Genomic DNA, 22,688 nt, shown 5'->3' with positions numbered 1-22,688 from the left:
TCAAGTACCTTTTAGGTCTACTTTTTCTTTCTTGAAGAACTGTTGTCTTCCCTCATGATTGACTTCGTTCCACATCTTTGATGTTATGTCAGCTAACTTAATTAGTCTCCTTTGTTGAAAACCGTTTGGGAAATAGTCTAACAACTACCTCTGGTATTGCTGGAGTGATAATCAGCTACACATCTTCATTAAGTTGAAAAAGGGAGGACAAACCTCGCCCTTTAGGGCGGGATAGAGGTCAGCAGAGGGTAGTAACACGAGAGATATTTTTGTCTTAATAACTTTTACTCTACCTTAAAATTTGAGGTTTGTCTCTCTATTATCAATTTAATCATGAACAAAAAATATATATACCACTTTAAATTCAGAGAAAAATATGAATAGAAGAAATGTCATTTTAATGTTTGTAATTCTTTTGTTATCGCTTATTGCATTCGCGGGAATACAACTTAAAACGGTTAATGTAATAACATTGAATGGCATAGGCTATTATGAGTTTCCTTACGGAAACGGTGTCCTTGTAACGACAGAACTCGTATCAACCTCATTTCAATCTCGTGGCGTAAACATAACATCATTAATATATTTCGTAAATAGAAGCGAAGGATTTCTAGTTGACTCTTTTAGTCCATATGCCACAAATGTTAGTGAAGTTTCAGAGATCCTTATATACAATGAATCATATGCAGTAATTAATACGATTTATGTAAACATTTCACAACTCATACCTATAAATACCACAAATTTAATTGAACACGCTAAGGCAAATGTTACAATACTACATGGCTTTGACATAACTGGCTGGAAGTTTTTCAATAACTTCACTATGGGCTTTCCGACATCAAATGGGATAGTATACGTATCATTAGGTGTAAATAAGAGTACTCTAATAACACCGACTAAGGTTTACACATTTAATGGAACGTACGTAACTAATGTTTATCAGACTAAATACGGATTATTAGTAATTACTGGAATACCCTCAATAGCATCTTCTATTTCCCTTACACCTTTATCATCAACTGGAAGCTTTAATTCTGCAATATACCTTCTAGGAAAGTGGAATATAAGTGTAGTTGGATTTGAAGGGGCTTCTTTAGAACAAAACTACTTAATAGTATCAAATGCCTCGTCTACCCTCATTCTCAATGTCTCTAATGGCAAAGTGTTATACAAAATACCCGTAGCTGGTACTATTATACCAAGTTCTTCTAAAATCGTAAATGATACTTTATACGTTATTGTAGGAAGCAACCTATTGAGGGTTAATCTAACAAGTAATCAATATAAGGTTATTAACATAAAGGACATTAAAACTCCTCTTACTGTTAGTTTCGCTAATCATTATATAATTGTATCAGGGGTTAATTATATTTCTACTGACCCATTATTATCAGAGATCAACACAATTATAATGTATTATAATGGCACAATAGCTTATGAACATTCATCTCAATCATCTGGACAATCTGGACATCTAGAAATTGCCGTATATAATCAAGGCTATATATATGAGCTTGAGTCTTCAGCATCAGAAACTCAAGTAATCGTGTTAGTCATAAGCGTAGTAGCGACTTCCAGTACTACTACGACTAGTATAACTACTACGACTTCCAGTACTTCAACTACAACGACTACTACGACTTCTAGTACTACTACGACTAGTACTACGACAACTACTACAACGAGCACAACTACAACATCTACAACAAGTACTTCATCTACATCTACTTCAACATTAACTACTACAACGACATCTATAATTCCTTCGTCAAATTTGAGTACAAGCAAGATTGCTACGACCACTACACCATCAATTACTTATCATACTACATCTTTTCCCATTGCTTATGTAATTATAGGAATAATAATTATCATAGTAATTATAGCACTATTGTTACTAATACGTAAGACGTGATAAAAAGAACGGCAAACCTCGCCATTTAAGGCGTGTGTGGACAACAATTTGGTTTGATATATATTGAATTTTCTTTATTGTGGAAAAGTATTTTTTTGGGTGAGGGCGAGTTATTTATTAGAGCGAGAAGATGAATAGGTTTGATTTCCTAACACTCACCTTACTTAACAAGAAACACAATGACGAGATGGTTAAAAATATTCTTCAACAAAATTTACTCGAAATCTATTGGCATAAGTTGGAATAAAATTTTATGGAGATGGATGAAATTGTTGTCAACACACTATACGTCCCCGATAAGTACTGATTATCCGGTCCCTTATAATTGAGTATCTAATGTAGTCAGAGTAGCTTTTGTAAACATGAATCAAGGTTCACTGACTACACACTGATACGTTTGAAGGCTAACGAGTTAGCTGATAAGTTTCAAGAATATGAGAAAAAACATTTTTACAAAAATTTTGTAAAATGGCGTTGATACAAAAATGGAGAAGAATAACCTAAGCGCATCTCTCTCAATTTTAAGGAAACGTTAGGAGCCTTTGTATAACGCAATTATGTACGCTAGCAACGAGAAGAGGATCAACACTACGTACGAGTAGAATAACAAGGTCGAACTAATCTGGTATAAGTAACCTGAAAATCCCAAGGTAATGGCTGTAGATGAACTTGATATGCCAGACAAAATCCCAAACTTTACTCCCCTTCCTCCAATTTTAGCCACTTCCCCAAAAAACGATACCTCCCATGCTATTGCTGAAAACACCAAGAGGGTCATAATCATAAAGCCAACAATTGTTGACCCCGTGACTGTGAGTAAGTAAAAAGAAATCCCCTCAAGAATATACGCTAATATCAAGGTTTTCCGTGAAGCGATTCTCCCTATCAATGCAGGTACGACTGTATATAATAAGGTTTGGACTGAATAGAATATGCCTAAGGTCGTTTTATCAAAGCCTAAGTGGTCAACGCTGTAGATTATCAGTATGTAACTGTCAGGTGAGGCTATAAGGGAAAACAGACCCAAGGAAATGGATAAAATCATTAATCTTTTTTGTTTAAGCTGCATGAGTGCCGAGATTATTCCGGAAATTATTCCGCGTTGGTCAATATTATTTCCTTTCACTTCAAAGACCTTTAATCTCAATACCGCACTAACGACATTAATAAAAGAGGAGATAAGAAGGGACAAGCCATTACTAATCAGAAAAGAGCCTAGGAATGGTCCTATAATGCTTGGTGTTGAGGCTATAGATAAGAATAACCCATATGCCTGGGCTGGTCTCTTAGACTCAGCCAATATTACTTTAGATGCTACCGAAATGAAAGGAGGAATTAAACTCAAATATAGGATTACACAAGCTAGTAAAAAATCCCTTAAATTGTAAGTTATTCCGAAGTACAAAATAAGGTTTAACAAGGAAGCTAAGGTGGTGAAGGAAAAGAGAACTAGCCTGGCAGAGTACCTGTCCACCAATATTCCTGAGACTGGAGACAAGATAATCCCCAGTATCGTTGCGATTGAGTATATGATTCCTTGCAGTGTCACGTCTAAACCAATTTTCAGGAGGATTAATGGTAGATAGAAAATCCATAGAGAGTTACCAAAGGTTGATAATGAAGTGGATAATGATAAGTAGAAGAAATTATCTTTTTTGATCAACCTTGTTCAACCTAGGGTTGTTTTATCGTCGGAGATCTTGTAGTCAGCAGAGTGTGAGAGTAAGTTTGAAGTAACGGTACCTATAATTTTACCTAATGGTGATATACTAACTAGTTCAGATACCGAATACTCCTTAATGTCGAATTTTTCACATAGCTCCTGCAATACTTTGTCCAAGTCTTCTCCTTCAAGCCTCAGCGAGTAAGTCTTTCCTTGTATCTTGTACTTTACTACAAGTTTAACCATATAGATAAATTAGACTAATCCCTCATATTTATTTTTGGTTCTACGGAATTATTTGTTAAATTAAAAAGCGCCGTGGTAAGCGTTTTCAGTCAGAGAATTAAGTTTATACAACTCGTGTGTGAACAACAATTTGGTTGATATAAATTGAATTTTGTCTATTGTGGAAAAGTATTTTTAGGGTTATTTATTGTGGCGAGAAGATGAATAGGTTTGATTTCCTAACACTCACTAACTCAACGAGAAACACAATGACGAGATGGCTAAAAATATTCTTCAATACAATTTACTCGAAATCTATTGACATAAGTTGGAATAATGGGGTAAATGAAATTGTTATCCACACACCGTCTAGTTCCCAAAACCATTTTATCCTCTTTCAACAACCTTATACATATGAATATTGTGAAGAAAGAGGATGTAACACTTGTAGTCTTTGAGAGCAAGGAAGAGCATGATAAGTTCTGGGACGAGCTTATCAAAGTGGCTGAAGAAAGGGAAAAGGCTAAGAGTAAACCTTCTTATGGAACCCAATCCTCCAAACGTAAATAACACAGTTTTTGCATCAACACTATAGAGTATCCTTATATTGCCCGTAACTTCTATCGAAAACATCGGATTGTTATACTTATCTCTACCTAATTTCTCTCTAGCGTACTTAAAAGGGTTAGAAGTTATCAAATCGATCTTTCCTTTAATCAAATTAAGCACCTTAGGGCTAGGAAAATTTTCTAATAAGAACTCCCTCAGCTCTTTATCATTCTCTACACCTCTTATAGCGTAACTGATTTTCCAATTCTTGCACATTATAATTAGATTTTGATATTAGAATTTAAAAATCCATCGTTTAGTATTAATTTTGTAATATTAATGAGTCTACTATTATTTGACCTAAGATAGGGGAGTTTTCAGAAAACTGGAAAACTTTTTCACTCTAAAAGAAGAAATTAGTATTAGGGCGGGGTCAGCGGTCAAGGGTCTCATCAGAAGTCAGTGGTTCGTTTCTCAATCATTTTTCCCCGCCTATATCCCCCATTTTGGAATATTCTAAAGGGATTGAAAGGTCAAGAGTATAAAGGAATGAATTCATATGATCTACCCAAAAAGGATTGGAAAAAGAGCTTATGCTTTTAAGAAGCTTAAGTTAATCCAAAACAAGAAGAACCTTTTTACCTTAAAGAAGGAGTGGAACATTAGAACAGGTCTCGGCTCTAGCACTCACGCCCACCGTTCGCCTGTTGGGAATCTCATCACTTGCCCCGTCCCTACTTCTGCGAAAACTGGTTCAAAGACTTTTCGTTTCTCGCTTTATTATCTTTAATATTATAACTATAATAAATTACTGATACGATAAGCATAAGAACTCCTAAGAACATTACAAAACCATTTACGAAAGGATTATCATAATTTATAATGGGATAAGGCAAACCTCTTCCACTTCCCATTCTTTTTCACATATATCCCCCTTTCCGTAAACAAGTCCAAGAGCATGTGAGAAGGACCTACTATTATTCCATTTATTATTAAGTATAATTTTAGAGAAAGACGATCAGAGAGGAATAGAAGAACAATTATCGGAATAATGGATAAAACACCCAAAGAACACTCCTAGGCAAAGTGTGAGTTAAAGGAGTCCTAACTGGTATCTGATCTTACTTAGTGAAAACCTCTTTATGCCCTAGTCTATCAATAATCACATTACCTAAGAAATCATAGCAGACAAAAGCAAATAAACTAAAAATTCCCCGACAATAAAGTAACTACCGCCTTCATCGTTTCATAGCTAATGGGCTTTAAAGCCCCAACCTTACTTGATTCGTCCAGACCCTTGTTTCCTTCACTTTACCCTTCCTGCGTTTCAAGAATATATATAGAGGAGAGGGACAAATATTATACTCAACTTTTTTGGCTCTTATTTAACTTCTAAAAAAAGGCTTTCAAAAACTAGGTTTGAATACCATATCGTAAATGAGAAATATTGCGAGAACAGTATAAAATAACGATAAGTACTTCATCTTTGACATAAATGTGTTAATGTCATTCACGTAAGTTAATCTCCAATGCAAGTATTCACCATAAGCTAAAATAGGAGAGATGACAAGTGCTGGATAAACCCATGAAGGATAGTTTAACCTAGACCACATGTAAAGTCCAGATAAAGCCATTGCTATAAGTGAGATAATTTCTAAGTAGACTAACCTCCTATAAGCTGTTAAAATCTTAACATCAGTAAGCTTATAAAAAGTAAACAAGTAATAAGCACCGGTAGTTAATCCACCCCAGCCTATTAAGCCTAACATGTGAATCATGAAGGCTATTTCGTAAAACATATTTTGTTAGAGGATCATGACTTTTTAAAAATAAGTTAAAAAGTATGAAATTTATATCGCATAATTTAAATCCTTCTACCCTTAAGGTTAAGATTTTACTCCGATAGGAAAGAAACGTAATTTTTCTAGGGAAAAATCAATAGAAAAATATTTCAGTAAACCATTTCATTCAAGATAAATAGATATTACCAAAAAGTACAAAATTTATTGCTCTTGCTTACGAAGGGAAACTTCCAAGGGGATAAGTTTGTTAATCCCTTCTGATAGCCTCGATAACTGTTAGTCTTGACGCTTTTAACGCTGGATAAATCCCTGCTATAACACTGGCTAAAATCGCTATACCTAAAGATATCAAAACGTCTTGAGCTGAGAGTGATAAGAATACAGTAAGACCTGAACTAGATGCTGGTCCTAAATTTATTGAAATCCCGTTTAAGTTCACCCCAGTTACTACTAAAAACGTTACGATTACCCCTGCCACTCCCCCTATGAGCCCAACAATAATAGCTTCAAATAGTATTATAAGCAATATATCCCTAGTAGTTAAACCTAAAGTCTTCATTATACCTATTTCCCTTATCCTCTGGTACACTCTTGCTAAAGTAATCCCTAAGATTCCAACAGAACCAACTAGAAGTGAAACAGATGTTATTATTATTAGGAAGAACGAAAAACCTACTAAAGCAACTCTTATCTCAGATATTATTTGTTCAACTGTTTGTATAGTATATCCATTACCATAGATGTCCTTTAAGTAGTTCACTATACTATTAATACCGTTTAAGCCATCAGACTGTATGACCACTAAAGAATAACCCGGCGTATTAAACAAGGCTTTAGCCTCGCTCAACGGTATAAATATCGCGTTTGCCGTACTACCTATTACAGTTTCAGCAGGCTTCATTATACCATAAACCGTTAAAGGAACACTGTTCCCATTAGGTAATTTCACTACTAACGTTTGACCAGGTTGAAGATAGATATTGCTTACAGGATTAGCTATTCCATTCCCAATTACGGCATAAGGTCCAACAGCATAGGCAGGGTAAAAAGTACCGTTTTCTAATCCTACATTCCCTATTAATGCTGAGATATTATTCACTCCAATAATTGTCACATCTGTTACCTTCCCTGCAATATCAACAATTCCCGGAAAAATTATCACTGGATAAACGCCTCTTACACCGGGTAAAGTCTGCATTAAGGCTACATCTGTAGGCGAAACGTAGGGTAAAGTATTTGGAGTTACAAAAATGTTCTCAGGATTTAGTGAGAAAAATATGGATAGTATCGAGTTCTCAAAGCCAGTAGAGAAGGCTTGTATGTAAGAAACTGAGGTGATGCCTATAAATATTGCAAGAATTGAAATGAAAGCTAAAGCCTTTCTGGACATCAAACCCTTATACGCTAACCATAAAGTATCAATCAAGTTCAATTAAATCAACCTAGTTGATAATTATACTTGAACTATTAAAAACTTTCCATACCACTTACCTCCTCTCCACCTAAGAAGGCTACCGTTCTTTTATTCAAATTATTTAAAAAGTTAATCTCCGAAGTAAAGGAACTCATCCCTATAAGTTTTATCAATTTGTAAACTTTTCACATAAAATCGCCATATATATTGTGAATTTTCACACACTTTATATATAATTTAAGGTCAAAAAGTTAAAGAAAATACTTCCTCATTATCCTCATTATATACTCTTACTTCATTCACTTCAGACTCTAATAATCCATAGCACTTATAAATTTGAGAACTATCAACTCTGAGATATTTAGTTCCGGAAGGAAATTTATAAGAGGAGTAACAGCCGGCAGTCATGTGTCCATTGAAGAACAATCTAGGCTTTAAATCCTCAACTGCTTCAAACACTAACTCATTGTAATTATCAGGTCTCATCTTAGGGTATATCTCTGGAATATAAGGAGGCTGATGTGTCACAAGAATATCCAGTTTAGGCACATATTTCTTTATCCTATAAATAGCGTTCATAAATTGAGTTGGTGTAGTTATAGGTATTCCTTTAATATTATTATCCCCTACAAGTCCGTTAATTCCTGCTATTTTTAAACCCCCAAATTCGAATACTTTACCATTCGGTATAGCGTATCTCTGTATTATTGGAAAGTTTTCATGATTACCATAGACTGTTAGGAGCTTTACTTTTGATAATATTCTCCCGAAATCCTCGGAAGTCATCCCTTCGTCCCAATCTCCTGCAGAAATGAGGACTTGAGGCTTTGTTTCATCTATTATTTCTAATAACCATTCGACTGCTACAGACTCATCGTATCCTCTGTAGAACTCGTAGGACTTATGTATATCACTAACTAATAAAAATCTCATAGATTTATATAGATAGAGATGCTTTATTAAGTTAACTTCTAATTTTTACAAATTTTTAATTTTAACATACCAATATAATAATTCCATATCTTTAGATTTATTACAAAATGATGAAAGCCTTACAAGGCTGGGGTGGAAAAGTCGATATTGTTAAGAGGGGTTCTCTGCGCCTCTTGACTGCCTCTAAAATGAGGGGGAAAACAATGAACCGCTAAGGGAACTTTAAAGCAGAGAGGAAGTCAGAATTTATGACTCCTCCTTACCAGATACTTTTCTTGAGTTATAAATCTCATACTTGTTAGCATAATTGTATTTTTTAATATAAAAAGTTATAAATATAAAAATAGGTTATACATGAATGCTGATAAATCAAGGATATACTTTTCTGGATCTGACCTCCTCCTTAAAGGATAAGATTTTCCTTATAACCATGTTAATACTTTAGGGATTTTTCTATTAATATGTTACTTCTCCCCCATGTTTGAAGATATACCCACTCTCATCTTCCCTATTCTAATATCCCTAGTCATACTACCTATGATAGCCATCATTAATCCTGCTAGTGCTGAAATCGTGAAAGTTAATTGAAAAGCGTAATCAGAGGGTAATTGAATTGGTAAGTAAAAACTATTCCCACCAAAGGACATTGGATAAACTAAATAGGTATAGTAAGTAGATATTAAGGAACCGGCTATAGAGGGACCAAAGGCTCCTCCTATTAGTCTAAAAACAGTGTTCATACCAGTAGCTATACCTAAAACTCTTCTCTCGACGGAAAAGGTAAGTATGTTTATTAATACAACATTTAACATTGACGCACCTAACGTAGCCAGAGCTGAGAATAATACTACGTTAATTAAACCAGCTGAAGAACCAGAAATTGCAATAAGCGAGAGTATAAAGTAAAAGAATGATAGAATTACTGAGGAGATCACTATGACGAATTTAGTACCTGACCTCAATATAAGCCTTGAAGCAAACAGAGCCCCAACCATTTGACTTAATGAAACTGGCAACATAGTAATTCCTGTACTCAAAATATCTAAATTAAAGCCAACAGGATTTGGCAATTCAAGCAAATAAGTTATAGCTTGATATGCCATGAATATTCCGAAACCTGCTACAAAAGCAGCAATATTAGACGCTAACACGTTTTTCTCTTTCAGAAGCTTTATTGATATTAAAGGATATGGTATTCTTAATTCATAAAATATGAAGGTAGTGAATAGCACAACACCTAATAACATAGTTATTAGAAAAGACGTTGACAGCCATCCCCAAGTTGGGGCCTCTGAAAAGGCTGTAGTCATTAAGGCTAAAGACGATCCCAATATACCAGCCCCTATGTAATCAATCTTAGTATTAGGATTAACGTACCTACTCTCCTTAATGTACTTAGAGGTTAAGTAAGTCAACAATATAACAAAGGGTATAACGAAGTGATAATTATACTGCCAACCTATATCTTGTGCAACTGTCGCAGCTATAGGCAAACTAATCGCTGACCCTATCCCAAACATAGCACTAACTAATCCTTGAGCTCTAGGTACTAAGTGAGGTGGAAATTCCTCCCTTATTAGGCTAAAGGCTAATGGAAACATCCCCAAACCTATGCCTTGAATAGTTCTAAAAATTATGAACAGAGTGAAGTTAGGGGCAAAGCCATTAAGTGTTACGGCAATAGTGTATATCATCATAACGTAAACTAGAATCCTCTTTTTACCATAAATGTCACCCAATTTACCCACAATCGGGTTTGCGACTACACCACTTATTAAGTAAGCTGTTAAAACCCAACTTACGGTAGCGGAGTTTACGTTAAAATCATTTGCAATCGTTGGCAAAGAGGGTATTAACATAGCCTCCGTGTACATTACTGCAATAGCTATTGGAGCTAAGATGAGCAACGCTCTGTAAGCGTAATTTAGGTCGTACTCTTCATCAGGCATTAAGATATATCTATTTTAACTTTATTTAAAGTTAACTAACAAACTTCTCTCCTTTTCAAGTATTGTTTTAGGACTTCTGAACTCCTCCTCATTTAAGGTAAGTTTTCCATTTGTGAAAAACTGATAGTGTAACCAGAACACAAACCCCTCAATCGAAAGTATTCCAAGTGACGCCCTTACCCCATTCATTTCCTCTTCGTTATTTTTCTCGCTAAGGTTAAAATACTCTCTAACTGAGTTGGATGCGGTTGTGAAAGCCTAGCTAGGTCATAAGTAGTTAATCTTTCACCCGTGACTAAGGCCAGCTCTCCTATAAGCAAATCAGCGTCTTCACCTACAATTTGTGCACCTAAAATCCTCTGACTTCCCTGCTCTACAACGATATCCATCCAACCTTCTGCAAAGCCATCTATCTGTGCCCTAGAGTCCTTTGACAAGTCGAAACGTCTTACCTCGACTTGAAATCCAGCCCTTATTGCGTCTTCCTTCCACATACCAGCCCACGCCACTTGTGGGTCACTATATACTGCATAAGGTACTGCGTTATAGTCAATTTTAACGACTGGTCTTCCGCCCTCTATAATGTTTTGCGCTGCTATCCATCCCTCTAGTACTGCAACGTGAAATAGCATATGCCTACCATTCACATCACCCGGGGCGTAAATATTATCTATCTTAGAAGCCATACTGTAATCGACATCTATCTCTCCTTTCTTACCTAAAGGTACTATTCCCTCCACTGGGCTTGTCTCCGGAACTCTACCAGTTGCCACTAAAACTTCGTCAAAGTATTTCTCACCTTTCTCGCTTAAAACCTTCTTCTTCCCAGAGTCAGCTTTAACCCCCTTACACCTCTCCTTGACTATCTCAACACCAAGTTCTCTAAGCCTATTTTCTAACACTTGTTGAACTTCTTGAGAGACTACTTTTAGTATTCTCTGGGCGTACAAGGTAACTTTCACACCAAACTTAGCAAGGATCCCAGCCATCTCAACACCTATATAACCCCCGCCTATAATAGCTAGAGTCTCTGGTAACTTTCTGAACTTAGTCCCTGGCATTAATAATTCATGTGTTGTAATACCATCCTCAAAACCCGGGGGAACATTAGGTTTTGCACCAGTTGCAACTACTATGTATTTACTAGTGTAGACCTTATCCCCAACTTTAACCTTGTTAGTGTCTATTAACCTACCCTCAGCTTTCATAAAGGTCACATTTTCATGCTCCTTTAACTCATCATCGTGTTGTCCAAACCTTAACTCTTGAACCGTGTCTTTCCATTCCATAACCTTCTCAAAATCTACTTCTACTTTAAGAAATGGTAGCCTCTTTTTCACGTCTATGAAATGTGAGGCATACCACAGTGTTTTAGATGGGATACATCCTTCATAGAGGCAATTCCCACCTAGAACTCCTTTAGGCTCAAGTAATAATACTTTCATGTTAGCCTTAGACAGCTCAAAGGCTGCAGTGTACCCGGCACCTCCTCCACCTAGAATAATTACGTCAAATTCTGCCATAGTATTAAAAAAACTTTCAAAAATAAAAACGTTACCAACACTCTTTAAATATTCCATGTCTGTTAGAATAGCTTATTAGAAGTATATTATTCAAAGTTTATTACATAGGCCAGCAATCACGGAACTCAAAAATTTGACTTTCCTAGTTTACCCGAAATAAACGTTAGCTAGAACGAAATTGTTGTTCACACTTGTGCTTCTCTCATAAAGATATATTAGCTTCCTTGAAGTTTTTCTCGTCTTCGATAAGAATACTAATTCCTTTCCAGTCTATCATTTCAATTTCTTGGCGTTTTGAAATTAAACCCTTTTACCCCATAATTTTTAGCTTCATAACGCCACTGTATACATACTCAGTATTTTTGATAAACTTTTAGTAACCAGTCGAGTTTGGAGTTAAGAACAAAAGATTGCCATAATATGTCTGAATTACTACTGGAGAAGGAGAGGCTTCGTAAAAGGTTAAGGTGCTTGCGTAACCTATGGGGAGCTGTAATGGATAATTTACAAGCTTTCCATTTATATATGAGATCAATTGCCATTGGCTACCAGTGTAATTGTAAATTCCAGCTATTTCCAGATAATTGAGCTGACCTAATACAATTTGAGAATCCATAGTGAACGTTATTTCTGCCAGATATGTATTACCTTCTTGAGGGAATACATAATAAGATACCTGAATTTTCCCCGTCTCAAGATCCGTCGTCTCAATATTTTTATAATACAACCCGTTTTCTCCCATTAACTGATATTCATTACCTAACTGTTGAACGTCAAAATAAGTATATAAAAAAGGTATGAAAACTGTTAGGAATACTAAAATAATAATTATTGTAGCTACTACATTTGATAAACCCTTATTAAGCATTTTTACCCCACCAGAGCATAACCATACTGAGGTAAATAGGCAAAGTAAAACTGTCCATTGTAGTAGATTTCTACCACTAGCTCTTTCGGAGACTCTTGATGATTACTAATTTCGTATATTATCTCACCGTTCTGTGAGCTATAAGGGGTTATCTTTACTTGCGAATAATAACCTGAGGTATAGTTGTACACATTAAGTAATTCAACCTCTCCACCTAAACTTGAAGGATATTTTAAGCAAATTAAAGGAGGAGAATAAGTAACATTTATAACTGGACCTATAACCTTTTCTTGTTGTTGAACAGTAGGACTAACCGACGTAGCATTATTTAAAATATACAAAGTTAAAGGGAGGATAAAGGATAGTATTACTATTAGCGTAATTAAAAAGGCTATGATGTCACTTAACGCCCTCGAGCTTTTAGAAGATCGCTCCATACCCTTCTTATCACATAAACTCATAATCCTTATAGATATTATTACCTCCTTCTATATAAAGTTTGTAGTATCTAGTAATTTGAGAGCCGAATTCCCCCTATTAGAGGGTTACCCTCGTATATTTACAATTACATCTCTTGTATGTCGAGAAGCTCCGAGAACCATAAAGATTCATAAAACATCTTTATCATTCTCATAACCACAATTAACACAACGAAAACATTTATAAGTAACCTCTCCAATCCTATCCCCGCACTTAGGGCAACTAGTTAAGGAGAACCTAGGGTGAATATCAATCAGACTATGCTTCTTTACCTCCCGCTCAATTCAGTACTGAACCCGATGATAAAGCATCAAATATAACTTATCCCTAAACTCTACTAGTAACCTCCTAATCATTTTATTCAAATCCTCCAAGAACACCGCTGAGACATCTAATAACGTAGCTTTATCAACAATCCAACCTTCCTAGGGTCCTCATATAATGTTTTTAGCCTTCTTGTGATTTGATATTTTCATGCCCTCTTTCCATTTCCTGTCATATTTCCTTTGCATACTCTCGGCTGAACTCTCATAATTATGATCATCATCTAAGCGTGTTGGAATTCTAACGTACCTATCATCGGCCTTGAAAACAACGACATTACTCATGTTAATATCAACCTCTCCCTTAGCTTCAAACTCTTGAGAAGAGATACCTTCAGAAAAGCTTTCCTACCCCTCAAAACTAGTCTCCCTAATCTCCCAATCTTTATAAAATGGTAAATTTTTTGGATAACCTAGCATTGGTAGCTCACCAACTTGACAATCCACACGATCAACCTGTTAAGGTCTAATTTATATGAGATATTAGGAGTTAACCAACGTAAACTTTACGATAGGATACCTACTACGTTTAGGGTTATTAAGCCTACCCTTAAATACTTCTATAGCATATCTATAATAATCTTATGCTAGTTTAGGGCGTAGGTTAAACTCCTCCTTCAAGACTTGATGAGTCCACTTATGAACTTCAATTTAGATTCTCCTTAAGCTTACTTTCCCGCAAACATTCAATATCTCAAATCCATATCTTTGAACAAGGTTAAGCAGGTGAGTGACAGAAGAATCATTAGGCTAATAGTAGCTCTGATTCCTAACCCAATATTCTTACTATCTTCCCTGCTCGTAAAAAAGAAGAGAAAGGAGTTTTATATACTTCTCATCCCCGCTATAGGCTTTCATCGCCTTGTAAAAGAACTGACTTTAAATTAACGATATCTTCTTAGAGGTGAACAAAAACTTTCCATTAAGCTCCACTCCATGTATAGCCTTCGACGTACAACGTAACCGGAAACTCTTCTATATTTGTATACGTTGGAGTCAATTCTGATATGAGATTGCTAGGAGTAATTAAATAGAAATACGCTACCCCAACGGTGTTTGGGTTTAAACCTTGGGATTGAATGTAATTAGCGTAGTTGACGATAGGTGAAGAGGAGATTACGTTAAGTAAGTTTGCGGGTATTTCCGTACCGTTAGTTAACATCAGCTGATAGAAGCTCTCGTTACCTAGCTCAGCCGTAAGGTACAACCCTGCAGGTTTAACTGTAAATTCTGGGGAGGACCCAGAATATTGCCATGAACTGTTCATTATAACGTATGAAGGACAGACAGATAACACGTTATTGGTGTCAACTATCTTTAACTCCAAGCTGAGGAAATAGTAACTATTCAAGTAAAGTTCATAGGGGATGGTCTGTGTCTGTCCGCTCCCAGAAGTTATCCCTAGTTCATAAGACGTAGGGGAGACCGGGCTTAAGGAAAACACTATTGGGCTAGGGCTATTGTCTGCCTCTAACGTAACGTTCGCTACAACCTCGTTCTGGTTATTGGGTATAATGCTAAACCACGTTGAGAAGGTCACGTAATAAGTTTCTCCGGGCTGTGGGTTGATCAGTGGTGGCGACACAGGGTAATTGTTGGGGTTACCCTGATTAACTATCAGTTGTGTATAAGGGTTAACTGTACCAGATTTACCGAAGTTAAATATCAGATAACCTACTGACGAGATTACGGAATTAGGCGATATCGACAAGGCATAATTAGACGATATGTAGGCTACGCTGTTCACGTTTATCACGGCATTAGAAGATATAGTCAGTCCACCGTTTTTCCCGTTTAAAAGAAAGGGACCGTTTACGTTCAAATTACCGTTGGGAGAGAATGTAAGCTCAGTGGTACAAGCTATAAGGGGACCTTGATCTTGGATGTTGACACCTGGGCCGATAATCACTGTAAGAGCATTAAAGTAGACTATAGAGTTCGTTTGTATATTTATATATGAGGATATCCTAATCGCACCAGAGGGGTCGTCAAAAAGTACAGGCCCTTGGACATTTAAGTAGTCGTGATTATTTATTATCACACAACTTCCTGTACCGTTGGATAATAGACCGTCTGCGAAGTAAAATGAAGAACTTGGAGGAAGAGTGGTGGTTCCCTCAAATACCACAGGCCCGTTGAAGGTGATTTTGTCGCCCGACCCCTGGAAATTCACGGTGCCCTTAAATATCACCGGTCCGTTGAAGGTAACTTGAACATTACTCCCAAAAGTAACGGGGCCAGTGAACTCAATTGGGCCGTTGTACGTCTGCGTCCCAGAGATCGTGACGGGGGTGCTTATGGTAGTGAATGAAAGACCGGAGAACATCTGGTTGACGGTTTGCTCATAGCTCTGCACTATACCGTTGGGGTTTATCTGGTCTATAAAGTAGCTTATAGGAACATAGTTTATCTGTTGTTCATATATTGGTATGTTTGGAGTAGTTGTAAAAAATACATTATCGTAATATATCGCACTCCCTTCAAGGTTCACATTTGGCGCTATCTCCACATTGCTCTCTAAGGCGGGAGTAGGTGGTACATATAAGCTTACGAACCCTATAGGACCTTGCCCATTATAAACGTCATATGTCACGCCGGGTTGTATACTTAAGCTTCCCGGCGTATTTTGCCCCCCTACAAAGTTAGCCAAAGGTACGTTCTGAAATATCTGTTGGAACTCTTGTACTAGAGTAGTATAAGTTTGGATTACCCCGTTACTGGGCGTGTTCAGATAGGTCGTTGGGGCAAAATAAGTAAAGGCAATCCTAAATAGCTCTCCCGAGATATTTGTTAATACCCAAAGTGCTGGGATGTAACTGGAATTAGTTACGTAAGTTATATTGACAGTCTCTCCGTTCTGAATTAGATAGGCTTGACTATTAATCTCAACCCCTCCACTTTGACTTAACAGGTTTATTAGCTGTCCTTGAATAGAAATGGGCTTAACGTTTCCCTCAACATTAATGTAACCTACTTGGTTAGGGGAAGTTGAGGTAATGCCATTACTGTTTATATAAGGCTGATAAGAACTCGTGACAAGGATAGGTAGTATAATCAGATCACCCGTATAGTTTGGTACGTTTATGTTTACTAACACGCTCTCAGAGATATTTAACTTAGGCAGTTCTCCATAGGATGGTACAATATAGTTAACCGCCGGGGGTGAGCTACTGATTTGTATCACGCTAGCTAACTTCAATGCTGTCTCTAACGGGTTTACTTGATTGTATGTGATACTTGTAAGGGAACCAGAATAGCCGACTAATACTGCACCAATGACTAATACTACAATTATAAGCAAGAATAATGCTACTGTATTTTCCATAATTATCATATAACTATTATATTAACTTCTATATAATTTTTTCCGTCAAATATATATAGTGCCGTTATGAAGCTACAAATTGGGTTGTAGTCTTATTCCAGTTGAGTGTTTTGTTGCTCTTTTTATCTATTTCCATTTAGGAGATTATGCCCTCATTTACTGACTATACGGTCTCTTAACGTGAGGTTTACGTCATAATTATGGCTTATCTATGTATTTTAGCTTCTTTGAATGCTTTCCACTTTTATCCATTCCAGTTTATTGTAAAGCTCCGCTTTGAAGCATACTCAAGTGTACAAGATTTGAACTAGAGGTCTAAGGGCAAGGTCCCATAGGGTTCGCAATATTATATATAAGTCCAACAAATTCTTGGCATAGGCAGAAAAACCTACCTCCTCTAAAGGGTGAGAGTTCCCTTAGGGCAGTTCACAGGTACCGCCTTCATCACTTAATAGATAGTGGGCATTTTTGACATCCACTCGTCCAGCAATGGCTCAGTCTACAACTAGATTACCCCTATCCCTTTTCCCCACCCTCCTCGAGATTCGTATTGAGGAGGAAGGGCACATCCTCACTACACCTCTATTGGCTTCTCTCAGTAACTATCCTTCACTAAAAACATTATCCTCTGCCTTGAAAGGTGAGTATTTGCTTTGTTATGGTTTAAAAATCCTGGAATAGCCAATTCAAGGGTAACTCCTTAACTCACTTATGCATTTACATCCTCAAGTTCCTCCTAATGTATTCCTATTTGCCTCTAACAATGTGATGGCAATAAATGAGGTATATCCCTAATAAATCTTCTTCCTCTTTTAATTCTAGCTTAGTAACGGTGTTGTATCCTCACACATTATTTTTCGGAAAAGTTTTTATAGAAGATTAACTCTAATATATAATGACATGTCAAGTACTACTGTTTCTGAGTTTATTATAATTATCGCGGTCTTACTTATTGGACTAGTGGCGTTCACGTTCACGCAAGCACTTGTAGTACCTCAATATGCCTTTAATTCTGCTCTTCAGCTAGCCAAGTCTTTAGCGTCTACCATCTATATTGATCTAAGCCCTCCTGAGTCCTCATCTAATGGATATGTGTTCTTATCTTATATATACTCCCCATCTTACTCTGGCAACTTTTCAGTTATTGTGTTCACTGTGCCAGTGAGTGAATTGCCTAGTGTTAGTGGCTTGACTCCTACTCAACTATCACAATATTCTATTACCTTACCTAACGATAATGGCAAACCAGCTAAGCTAGTTACACTGCCCGCAGTATATGACCTTAATGGAAGGCAATTAACTGGAAGTATTCAAGCTTATAGTATACCTTCAAATACTACTTTCCAAATAACTATAAACGTTCAGCAAAATTATGCCGTCGTTTTATGGGTAATTTATAATAGTGGGGGGTATTATTTTAGAATAGGTTACACTTACGAGGGTTGAGAGAATGAAAGCACAAGCACCACTAATTTTAGGTCTTATTGCATTAATACTAATCTTCTCAGTTCTGATACCTTTCTTTTTATTAAATAGTTTAAACACAAGTTATGCACATCAATCAAAGCTATCAATATCACAAGTAGATAATGAAAAAAGTCTTCAGTTGGTAGAAGTTGAAAGCGGTGATCCTAGTATATACGCAACTGTTAGTAGTAATGGTTTAGTTCTACTTAATTTTGAATACATTTCTGGTTTCACTCCTCTCTCCATAAAGTACATATATTATTATCAAGATGGCTCGTGGGAAATGGCTTATCCATCAAGCATCACGGTAGAGCATAGTACATCAATAGCTCTATTTACCCCTCCTTATTATACTGGACCAATAATAATACTGACGAGCCTTGGAAATATGATAACAGTACCTGTTGAATCTACTGTTGGTCTTATTACGTGTGCAAATATATACACTATCACTTCTGGACAAGCTACTTTGGAGACATCAAGCGGAGAATATACACTTCCACAAGGTACGCTAATTATAACCCCCTCTCCTAATTCTTTACCAAAAGTAGCCAGTGGTGAGAAACTAACATTGCCTGCCGGTACTGTAATAATATATCCAAATGGACAAGAGACAACTCTCCCTGGAGAAGCCACGTTAATACTAGGCACTAACTCCTATTTAATACAAAAGTGCATCGAGTCAAGCTACTTCCCAATCTCGTCTTTCTTAACCGGTTACCAGAGCGATAACGATAACATAGGGACAATACCCTTAGAGCAGAGGAACCCGGAGCTGCAGACTCAGTCAATAGTCCAATGGTTTATAGCAAGCGGTAATATAGAACCTATAACCATACAGACGACAAGCAAAGGAGCTATTACTCCACAAGCTGATGTGGCATATGTCAGCAATACCCCACCAGAAGGTGGATATATAGTGTGGACCGGAGACGCCGGTTTGATTGTAGGCTCTGGCATAGATATAGGTAGCGCAAATAATCCTCCAGCTAATAATCCACCTCAATCTTCACACTATTACCTTGCCTTTACTGTCCAGCTCGCTAATGGTACATGGGTTACAATCCTAGACCCAAACGGTCTCCCACAAGTAAGTGAGGAGAACGGTCAGCCATCTTCAGCGTTAACTTTAGCAGTAGGAGTGTATAACGCCCAAACTGGTCAAATGGCTATGTATATAAATGGAACGTTGGTCAGCGAGGCTCAGATAAGTGGAATAACCTATCTCAATGCAAGTGCTACAGCCTTCTTTGACGTAGGTTCGGCCTACAATGCGACGGGTCCAGCCCCTGCCCCACCTCCTGGTCCAGCTCAAAGTACCCTAACTTGGTTGCCGGGGTTTTCTGGAGATATAGCCGACGCCGGTTCTAAAGCTTATTCTTTCAATGGCGCACTAGGTCCCACCATTGTCTATGACATACCGTTGACTTCAACCCAAGTGGAGCAGATATATTCTTATGGAGAGATACCTTCACCTAACAATGTTGTAGTATTATGGTCTCAGAACTTCGCTCAAGAGGTTTATTTAGATACTCAGACAGGAACAACCCAGCCTGCCTACTTTACTAACCCGCACAATCCTCCCAATAATCAACTCTCTTCAGAAGCGGTAGAAGTTTATAACCTAGCTGACCTATCTAACTTAAACGGCTTCTGGGGGTGGGCAGGCGCTATTCCAACTGCCTTTGCACCGTTTGGAGATATTGTAATTTGGGGAGGCCCATCCCCAGTGCTTTTTAACCCCTCATTGCTCGTTGGTAAAAACATTAATATAACCTTTGAATCTCAAGGAATCCTGGTCCCGGAGAAACCTGGTATGTATACGTTCTCAGCTAATTTCACAGACTTCGTACCAATTGCTGAAAATAACCTACCACCAAGCGGTTATGCAGATGAATGGGCATTGGTGTATATAAATGGAAAGCTAGTATTTGAAGGTAAGCTAGTCAACAATCAAGTATATGTCGAGTACAGCGACAACCCAGAATTTGTTAGCAATAATTTACCGGAGTTCTCGTACTTCTTGAATAAGCCAGTTAATTTAACTGTCGTTTTCACGTTCAACTTGGATGTAGGTAACAACGCTGCGCCTGCGATATTCTTCGGTATAATGTGGCTACCGCCAGGCGCTCAGTGGTTTGAACCAATTCCAATAACTAACTTAGAACCACTACTACTCTCGTGAGTATCATGAAGTCATCGATTTTTCCGCTACTTTTGTCAATTTTTATTTTAATGAGCTTACTCTCACTATCGCCTTTTTCACAAACATCTAAACTATATCCTTATTCCCTCACTGTATATCACGGTAAGATATTGGTCTCGTATCCCGCTGAAAACACCATTTATTACTATATAAACGATAATTTAGTGCCCTTTTTGCACATTTATGATCCCCTGCAAATATTATCAAATAACTTTTCGATTTACATAGTGTCAAACGGATCTTTATACTACTATAATGGTTCGCTATACAGACTGAACATAACAGAGCCCTTTATGTTATTTTATGACAATTACACTAACATCACTTACGTAACTACTTATAACGACTATGTTTACGAACTTAATGGGTCTACGATAGTAGGTAAGTGGTATATTATAGGAAGCTTCGGTTATATGACGTTCACAAATAATTCAGCTATAGTGGACTCTGAGCTCGGCTACGTTTTTTTGTACTATAATGGCTCCACTCACACAACTATAAATTGCCAGGACGCGCTTTCAGCAATGGCGTTTGCGGGAAAGTACTTTATTTCTGGGACCTTTGACCCAATTGGGATCTTTGTTTTCCATAACTTGAGCGTGCTCAAATTAGATAAAATTGACGACGTGTATTTTAATGAAATATACGACTATAACATAACATTCATTCCTACTAATGTAGTACCAGAGTACATAGCTTATTTAAACGGTGTCCTTTACGTAGCTTCCTATCAAGGGTTAGATGCCATAGATCTGATAAATTCTCAAGTATTTTACCACACTAATACCCCCGTCTATTCTATGATAGTTTACAATGGTTCTATTTACGCTGCTACACCTAATGGTATTTTGAGATATCAATTAACCTTGCCGAGATTATATGAGCTGAGAGTTCAGGCAGAAGATTTAATTTACGAGGGGCAACAGTGGGGAGTTATAATAAACGGCACGAAGTTGGAGTCAACTAATTCCACCATGAACTTGTTGCTAGCAGAAGGGGTTTATAATATAACTATACTTAGTTCGTGGATTGAAAAGCCGAATGTGACAAATATCATACTTAACTTAGATTCAAATTACACTTTGTACGTGGACTACGTAAGACCGTATTATTACGTTCACGTATACGTTAATGACACAAAAGGGCCAGTTGTTCTACGCGTAAATAACGAAACTATGACGTACAATTACACGAACATAACGTTAGTTCTCCCAGCAGGTGTATATAACGTTTCTTTGAGCTCACCAGGCTATTCAGTATTTCCAAAGTCTATTATAGTCGAGCTATTTAGCAATGTTTCATTAAGCTTTAATTTACATCAAATGATAACTGGTTCAGAAATAACAACTTTATCAACAAAGAGTGAAAATAATAATGTAATTATGTCATCTGCAAATATATTTAATATCAGCATACTAGTACTTATATTACTATTAGCATTATTTTTTACAGTATTATATAAACTAAGTAAGACTAGACGATAAAAAATCTCATCCTTCGAGGAGTGAAAGAGATAAGATAGGGGTCTTATAATTTAGGTAAGAGGATAGGTGGGTTTTGCCAGGAAATTCTTTCTATCTGACTTCTTTCTTGCAATAAATGCCGAGAGGCCTTAATCCATTTTGTGATTACTTCTGTTTTCAGAAGATATAAAATATGAATTTAGTCTCACATGATTACACTTGACAAAGTGAGGGAGGAGTAAGTCTTTTAGAGCGGAAAACTCTCTCTACTAAAATCATGCCAATGAATTGCTGAACTAGATAAGCTAAAGAATTAAGATGAGAAGATACAAGAGCTTGACGCTAAAGATAATGTATTAAAGGAAAAAGGTATTCAGTAATTGACCTCCTCCCCGCCGTAAAGTTTGCCGTTCTTATTATTAAAGGCTTATTTACTATTATACGACTTTAGCTTCTCATCTATCCAAAACGTTATAGAGACTAAGCGTTTCTATTTAGGCTAATTTATCTCTTAAGATAAGGGTAATAAGATATTTCAAACGTCTGGTCTTAATTAATTGGTACAATCACGAATAAGCTA

The 22,688-nt window shown here is 36.9% G+C and carries 21 protein-coding genes and 1 pseudogene; 5 read left to right on the top strand and 17 right to left on the bottom strand.

What is annotated here, in order from left to right; all coding sequences use genetic code 11:
- Window positions 1–144, bottom strand: a complete 144-nt coding sequence (locus tag BFU36_RS13920) for a hypothetical protein (protein WP_156770083.1) — start codon at window positions 142–144, stop codon at window positions 1–3.
- A gap of 232 nt (window positions 145–376) precedes the next feature.
- Here BFU36_RS13920 and BFU36_RS13915 point away from each other — a divergent pair, with 232 nt between their 5' ends.
- Entirely contained in the window at window positions 377–1,918 is a 1,542-nt protein-coding gene (locus BFU36_RS13915; RefSeq protein ID WP_069284160.1) for a hypothetical protein, read from the top strand.
- 532 nt (window positions 1,919–2,450) lie between these two features.
- Here the strand turns inward: BFU36_RS13915 and BFU36_RS13660 are convergent.
- The 15 genes and pseudogenes from BFU36_RS13660 to BFU36_RS13900 form a co-directional block, all read right to left on the bottom strand.
- The gene (locus tag BFU36_RS13660; RefSeq protein WP_083216398.1) at window positions 2,451–3,581 is read right to left on the bottom strand and encodes an MFS transporter; all 1,131 of its coding nucleotides are present in this window, start codon (window positions 3,579–3,581) and stop codon (window positions 2,451–2,453) included.
- Window positions 3,582–3,587: 6 nt separating this feature from the next.
- The gene (locus BFU36_RS11500; protein ID WP_069284159.1) at window positions 3,588–3,827 is read right to left on the bottom strand and encodes a hypothetical protein; all 240 of its coding nucleotides are present in this window, start codon (window positions 3,825–3,827) and stop codon (window positions 3,588–3,590) included.
- A gap of 502 nt (window positions 3,828–4,329) precedes the next feature.
- Window positions 4,330–4,634 (bottom strand): annotated as a pseudogene (locus BFU36_RS11495) (type II toxin-antitoxin system RelE family toxin).
- A gap of 455 nt (window positions 4,635–5,089) precedes the next feature.
- Window positions 5,090–5,269 (bottom strand): hypothetical protein, encoded by a 180-nt coding sequence (locus BFU36_RS14325; protein ID WP_069284158.1) that lies wholly within the window; start codon window positions 5,267–5,269, stop codon window positions 5,090–5,092.
- Window positions 5,226–5,423, bottom strand: coding sequence for a DUF1286 domain-containing protein (locus tag BFU36_RS14320; RefSeq protein ID WP_231961145.1), 198 nt, complete (start codon window positions 5,421–5,423; stop codon window positions 5,226–5,228). The genes BFU36_RS14325 and BFU36_RS14320 overlap by 44 nt, the downstream gene beginning before the upstream one ends.
- A 338-nt stretch (window positions 5,424–5,761) precedes the next feature.
- Entirely contained in the window at window positions 5,762–6,154 is a 393-nt protein-coding gene (locus BFU36_RS11485) for a hypothetical protein (protein WP_069284157.1), read from the bottom strand.
- A 250-nt stretch (window positions 6,155–6,404) separates the two neighbouring features.
- Window positions 6,405–7,583 (bottom strand): ABC transporter permease, encoded by a 1,179-nt coding sequence (locus BFU36_RS11480; protein WP_231961144.1) that lies wholly within the window; start codon window positions 7,581–7,583, stop codon window positions 6,405–6,407.
- Between the two features lie 231 nt (window positions 7,584–7,814).
- On the bottom strand, window positions 7,815–8,504 hold the full coding sequence (locus tag BFU36_RS11475; protein WP_069284155.1) for a metallophosphoesterase: 690 nt from the start codon (window positions 8,502–8,504) through the stop codon (window positions 7,815–7,817).
- Between the two features lie 464 nt (window positions 8,505–8,968).
- Window positions 8,969–10,453: an MFS transporter gene (locus BFU36_RS11470; protein ID WP_069284154.1), complete on the bottom strand. Its 1,485-nt coding sequence runs from the start codon at window positions 10,451–10,453 to the stop codon at window positions 8,969–8,971.
- 21 nt (window positions 10,454–10,474) lie between these two features.
- Window positions 10,475–10,642, bottom strand: coding sequence for a hypothetical protein (locus tag BFU36_RS13905; protein ID WP_156770081.1), 168 nt, complete (start codon window positions 10,640–10,642; stop codon window positions 10,475–10,477).
- Window positions 10,639–11,976, bottom strand: coding sequence for a dihydrolipoyl dehydrogenase (locus tag BFU36_RS11465; protein ID WP_185957844.1), 1,338 nt, complete (start codon window positions 11,974–11,976; stop codon window positions 10,639–10,641). The genes BFU36_RS13905 and BFU36_RS11465 overlap by 4 nt, the downstream gene beginning before the upstream one ends.
- Before the next feature lie 373 nt (window positions 11,977–12,349).
- Window positions 12,350–12,844 (bottom strand): hypothetical protein, encoded by a 495-nt coding sequence (locus tag BFU36_RS11460; RefSeq protein WP_069284152.1) that lies wholly within the window; start codon window positions 12,842–12,844, stop codon window positions 12,350–12,352.
- Window positions 12,845–12,846: 2 nt separating this feature from the next.
- Complete coding sequence (locus tag BFU36_RS11455) at window positions 12,847–13,305, bottom strand: hypothetical protein (protein ID WP_069284151.1); 459 nt, start codon at window positions 13,303–13,305, stop codon at window positions 12,847–12,849.
- Between the two features lie 147 nt (window positions 13,306–13,452).
- The gene (locus tag BFU36_RS14545) at window positions 13,453–13,572 is read right to left on the bottom strand and encodes a zinc ribbon domain-containing protein (RefSeq protein ID WP_409349242.1); all 120 of its coding nucleotides are present in this window, start codon (window positions 13,570–13,572) and stop codon (window positions 13,453–13,455) included.
- A gap of 186 nt (window positions 13,573–13,758) precedes the next feature.
- On the bottom strand, window positions 13,759–13,932 hold the full coding sequence (locus tag BFU36_RS13900) for a hypothetical protein (protein WP_156770080.1): 174 nt from the start codon (window positions 13,930–13,932) through the stop codon (window positions 13,759–13,761).
- A 441-nt stretch (window positions 13,933–14,373) separates the two neighbouring features.
- Between BFU36_RS13900 and BFU36_RS13895 the strand changes: the two genes are divergently transcribed.
- On the top strand, window positions 14,374–14,535 hold the full coding sequence (locus BFU36_RS13895; RefSeq protein ID WP_156770079.1) for a hypothetical protein: 162 nt from the start codon (window positions 14,374–14,376) through the stop codon (window positions 14,533–14,535).
- Window positions 14,536–14,569: 34 nt separating this feature from the next.
- On the opposite strand, the gene BFU36_RS11445 is transcribed toward BFU36_RS13895, so the two are convergent.
- On the bottom strand, window positions 14,570–16,981 hold the full coding sequence (locus BFU36_RS11445) for a hypothetical protein (protein ID WP_069284150.1): 2,412 nt from the start codon (window positions 16,979–16,981) through the stop codon (window positions 14,570–14,572).
- An 891-nt stretch (window positions 16,982–17,872) separates the two neighbouring features.
- On the opposite strand from BFU36_RS11445, the gene BFU36_RS11440 reads away from it, so the two are divergent.
- Genes BFU36_RS11440 through BFU36_RS11430 form a run of 3 tightly spaced genes read left to right on the top strand, consistent with a single transcriptional unit; the run spans window position 17,873 to window position 22,129 of the window.
- On the top strand, window positions 17,873–18,418 hold the full coding sequence (locus BFU36_RS11440; protein ID WP_069284149.1) for a hypothetical protein: 546 nt from the start codon (window positions 17,873–17,875) through the stop codon (window positions 18,416–18,418).
- 4 nt (window positions 18,419–18,422) lie between these two features.
- A complete protein-coding gene (locus tag BFU36_RS11435; protein ID WP_069284148.1) occupies window positions 18,423–20,624 on the top strand; it encodes a hypothetical protein in 2,202 nt (733 codons plus the stop codon).
- A 5-nt stretch (window positions 20,625–20,629) separates the two neighbouring features.
- Window positions 20,630–22,129: a hypothetical protein gene (locus tag BFU36_RS11430; protein WP_156770078.1), complete on the top strand. Its 1,500-nt coding sequence runs from the start codon at window positions 20,630–20,632 to the stop codon at window positions 22,127–22,129.
- Window positions 22,130–22,688: the final 559 nt, after the last annotated feature.

Source organism: Sulfolobus sp. A20, from assembly GCF_001719125.1.
Classification (GTDB): domain Archaea; phylum Thermoproteota; class Thermoprotei_A; order Sulfolobales; family Sulfolobaceae; genus Saccharolobus.
This window is presented reverse-complemented; position numbering and strand designations above follow the sequence as displayed.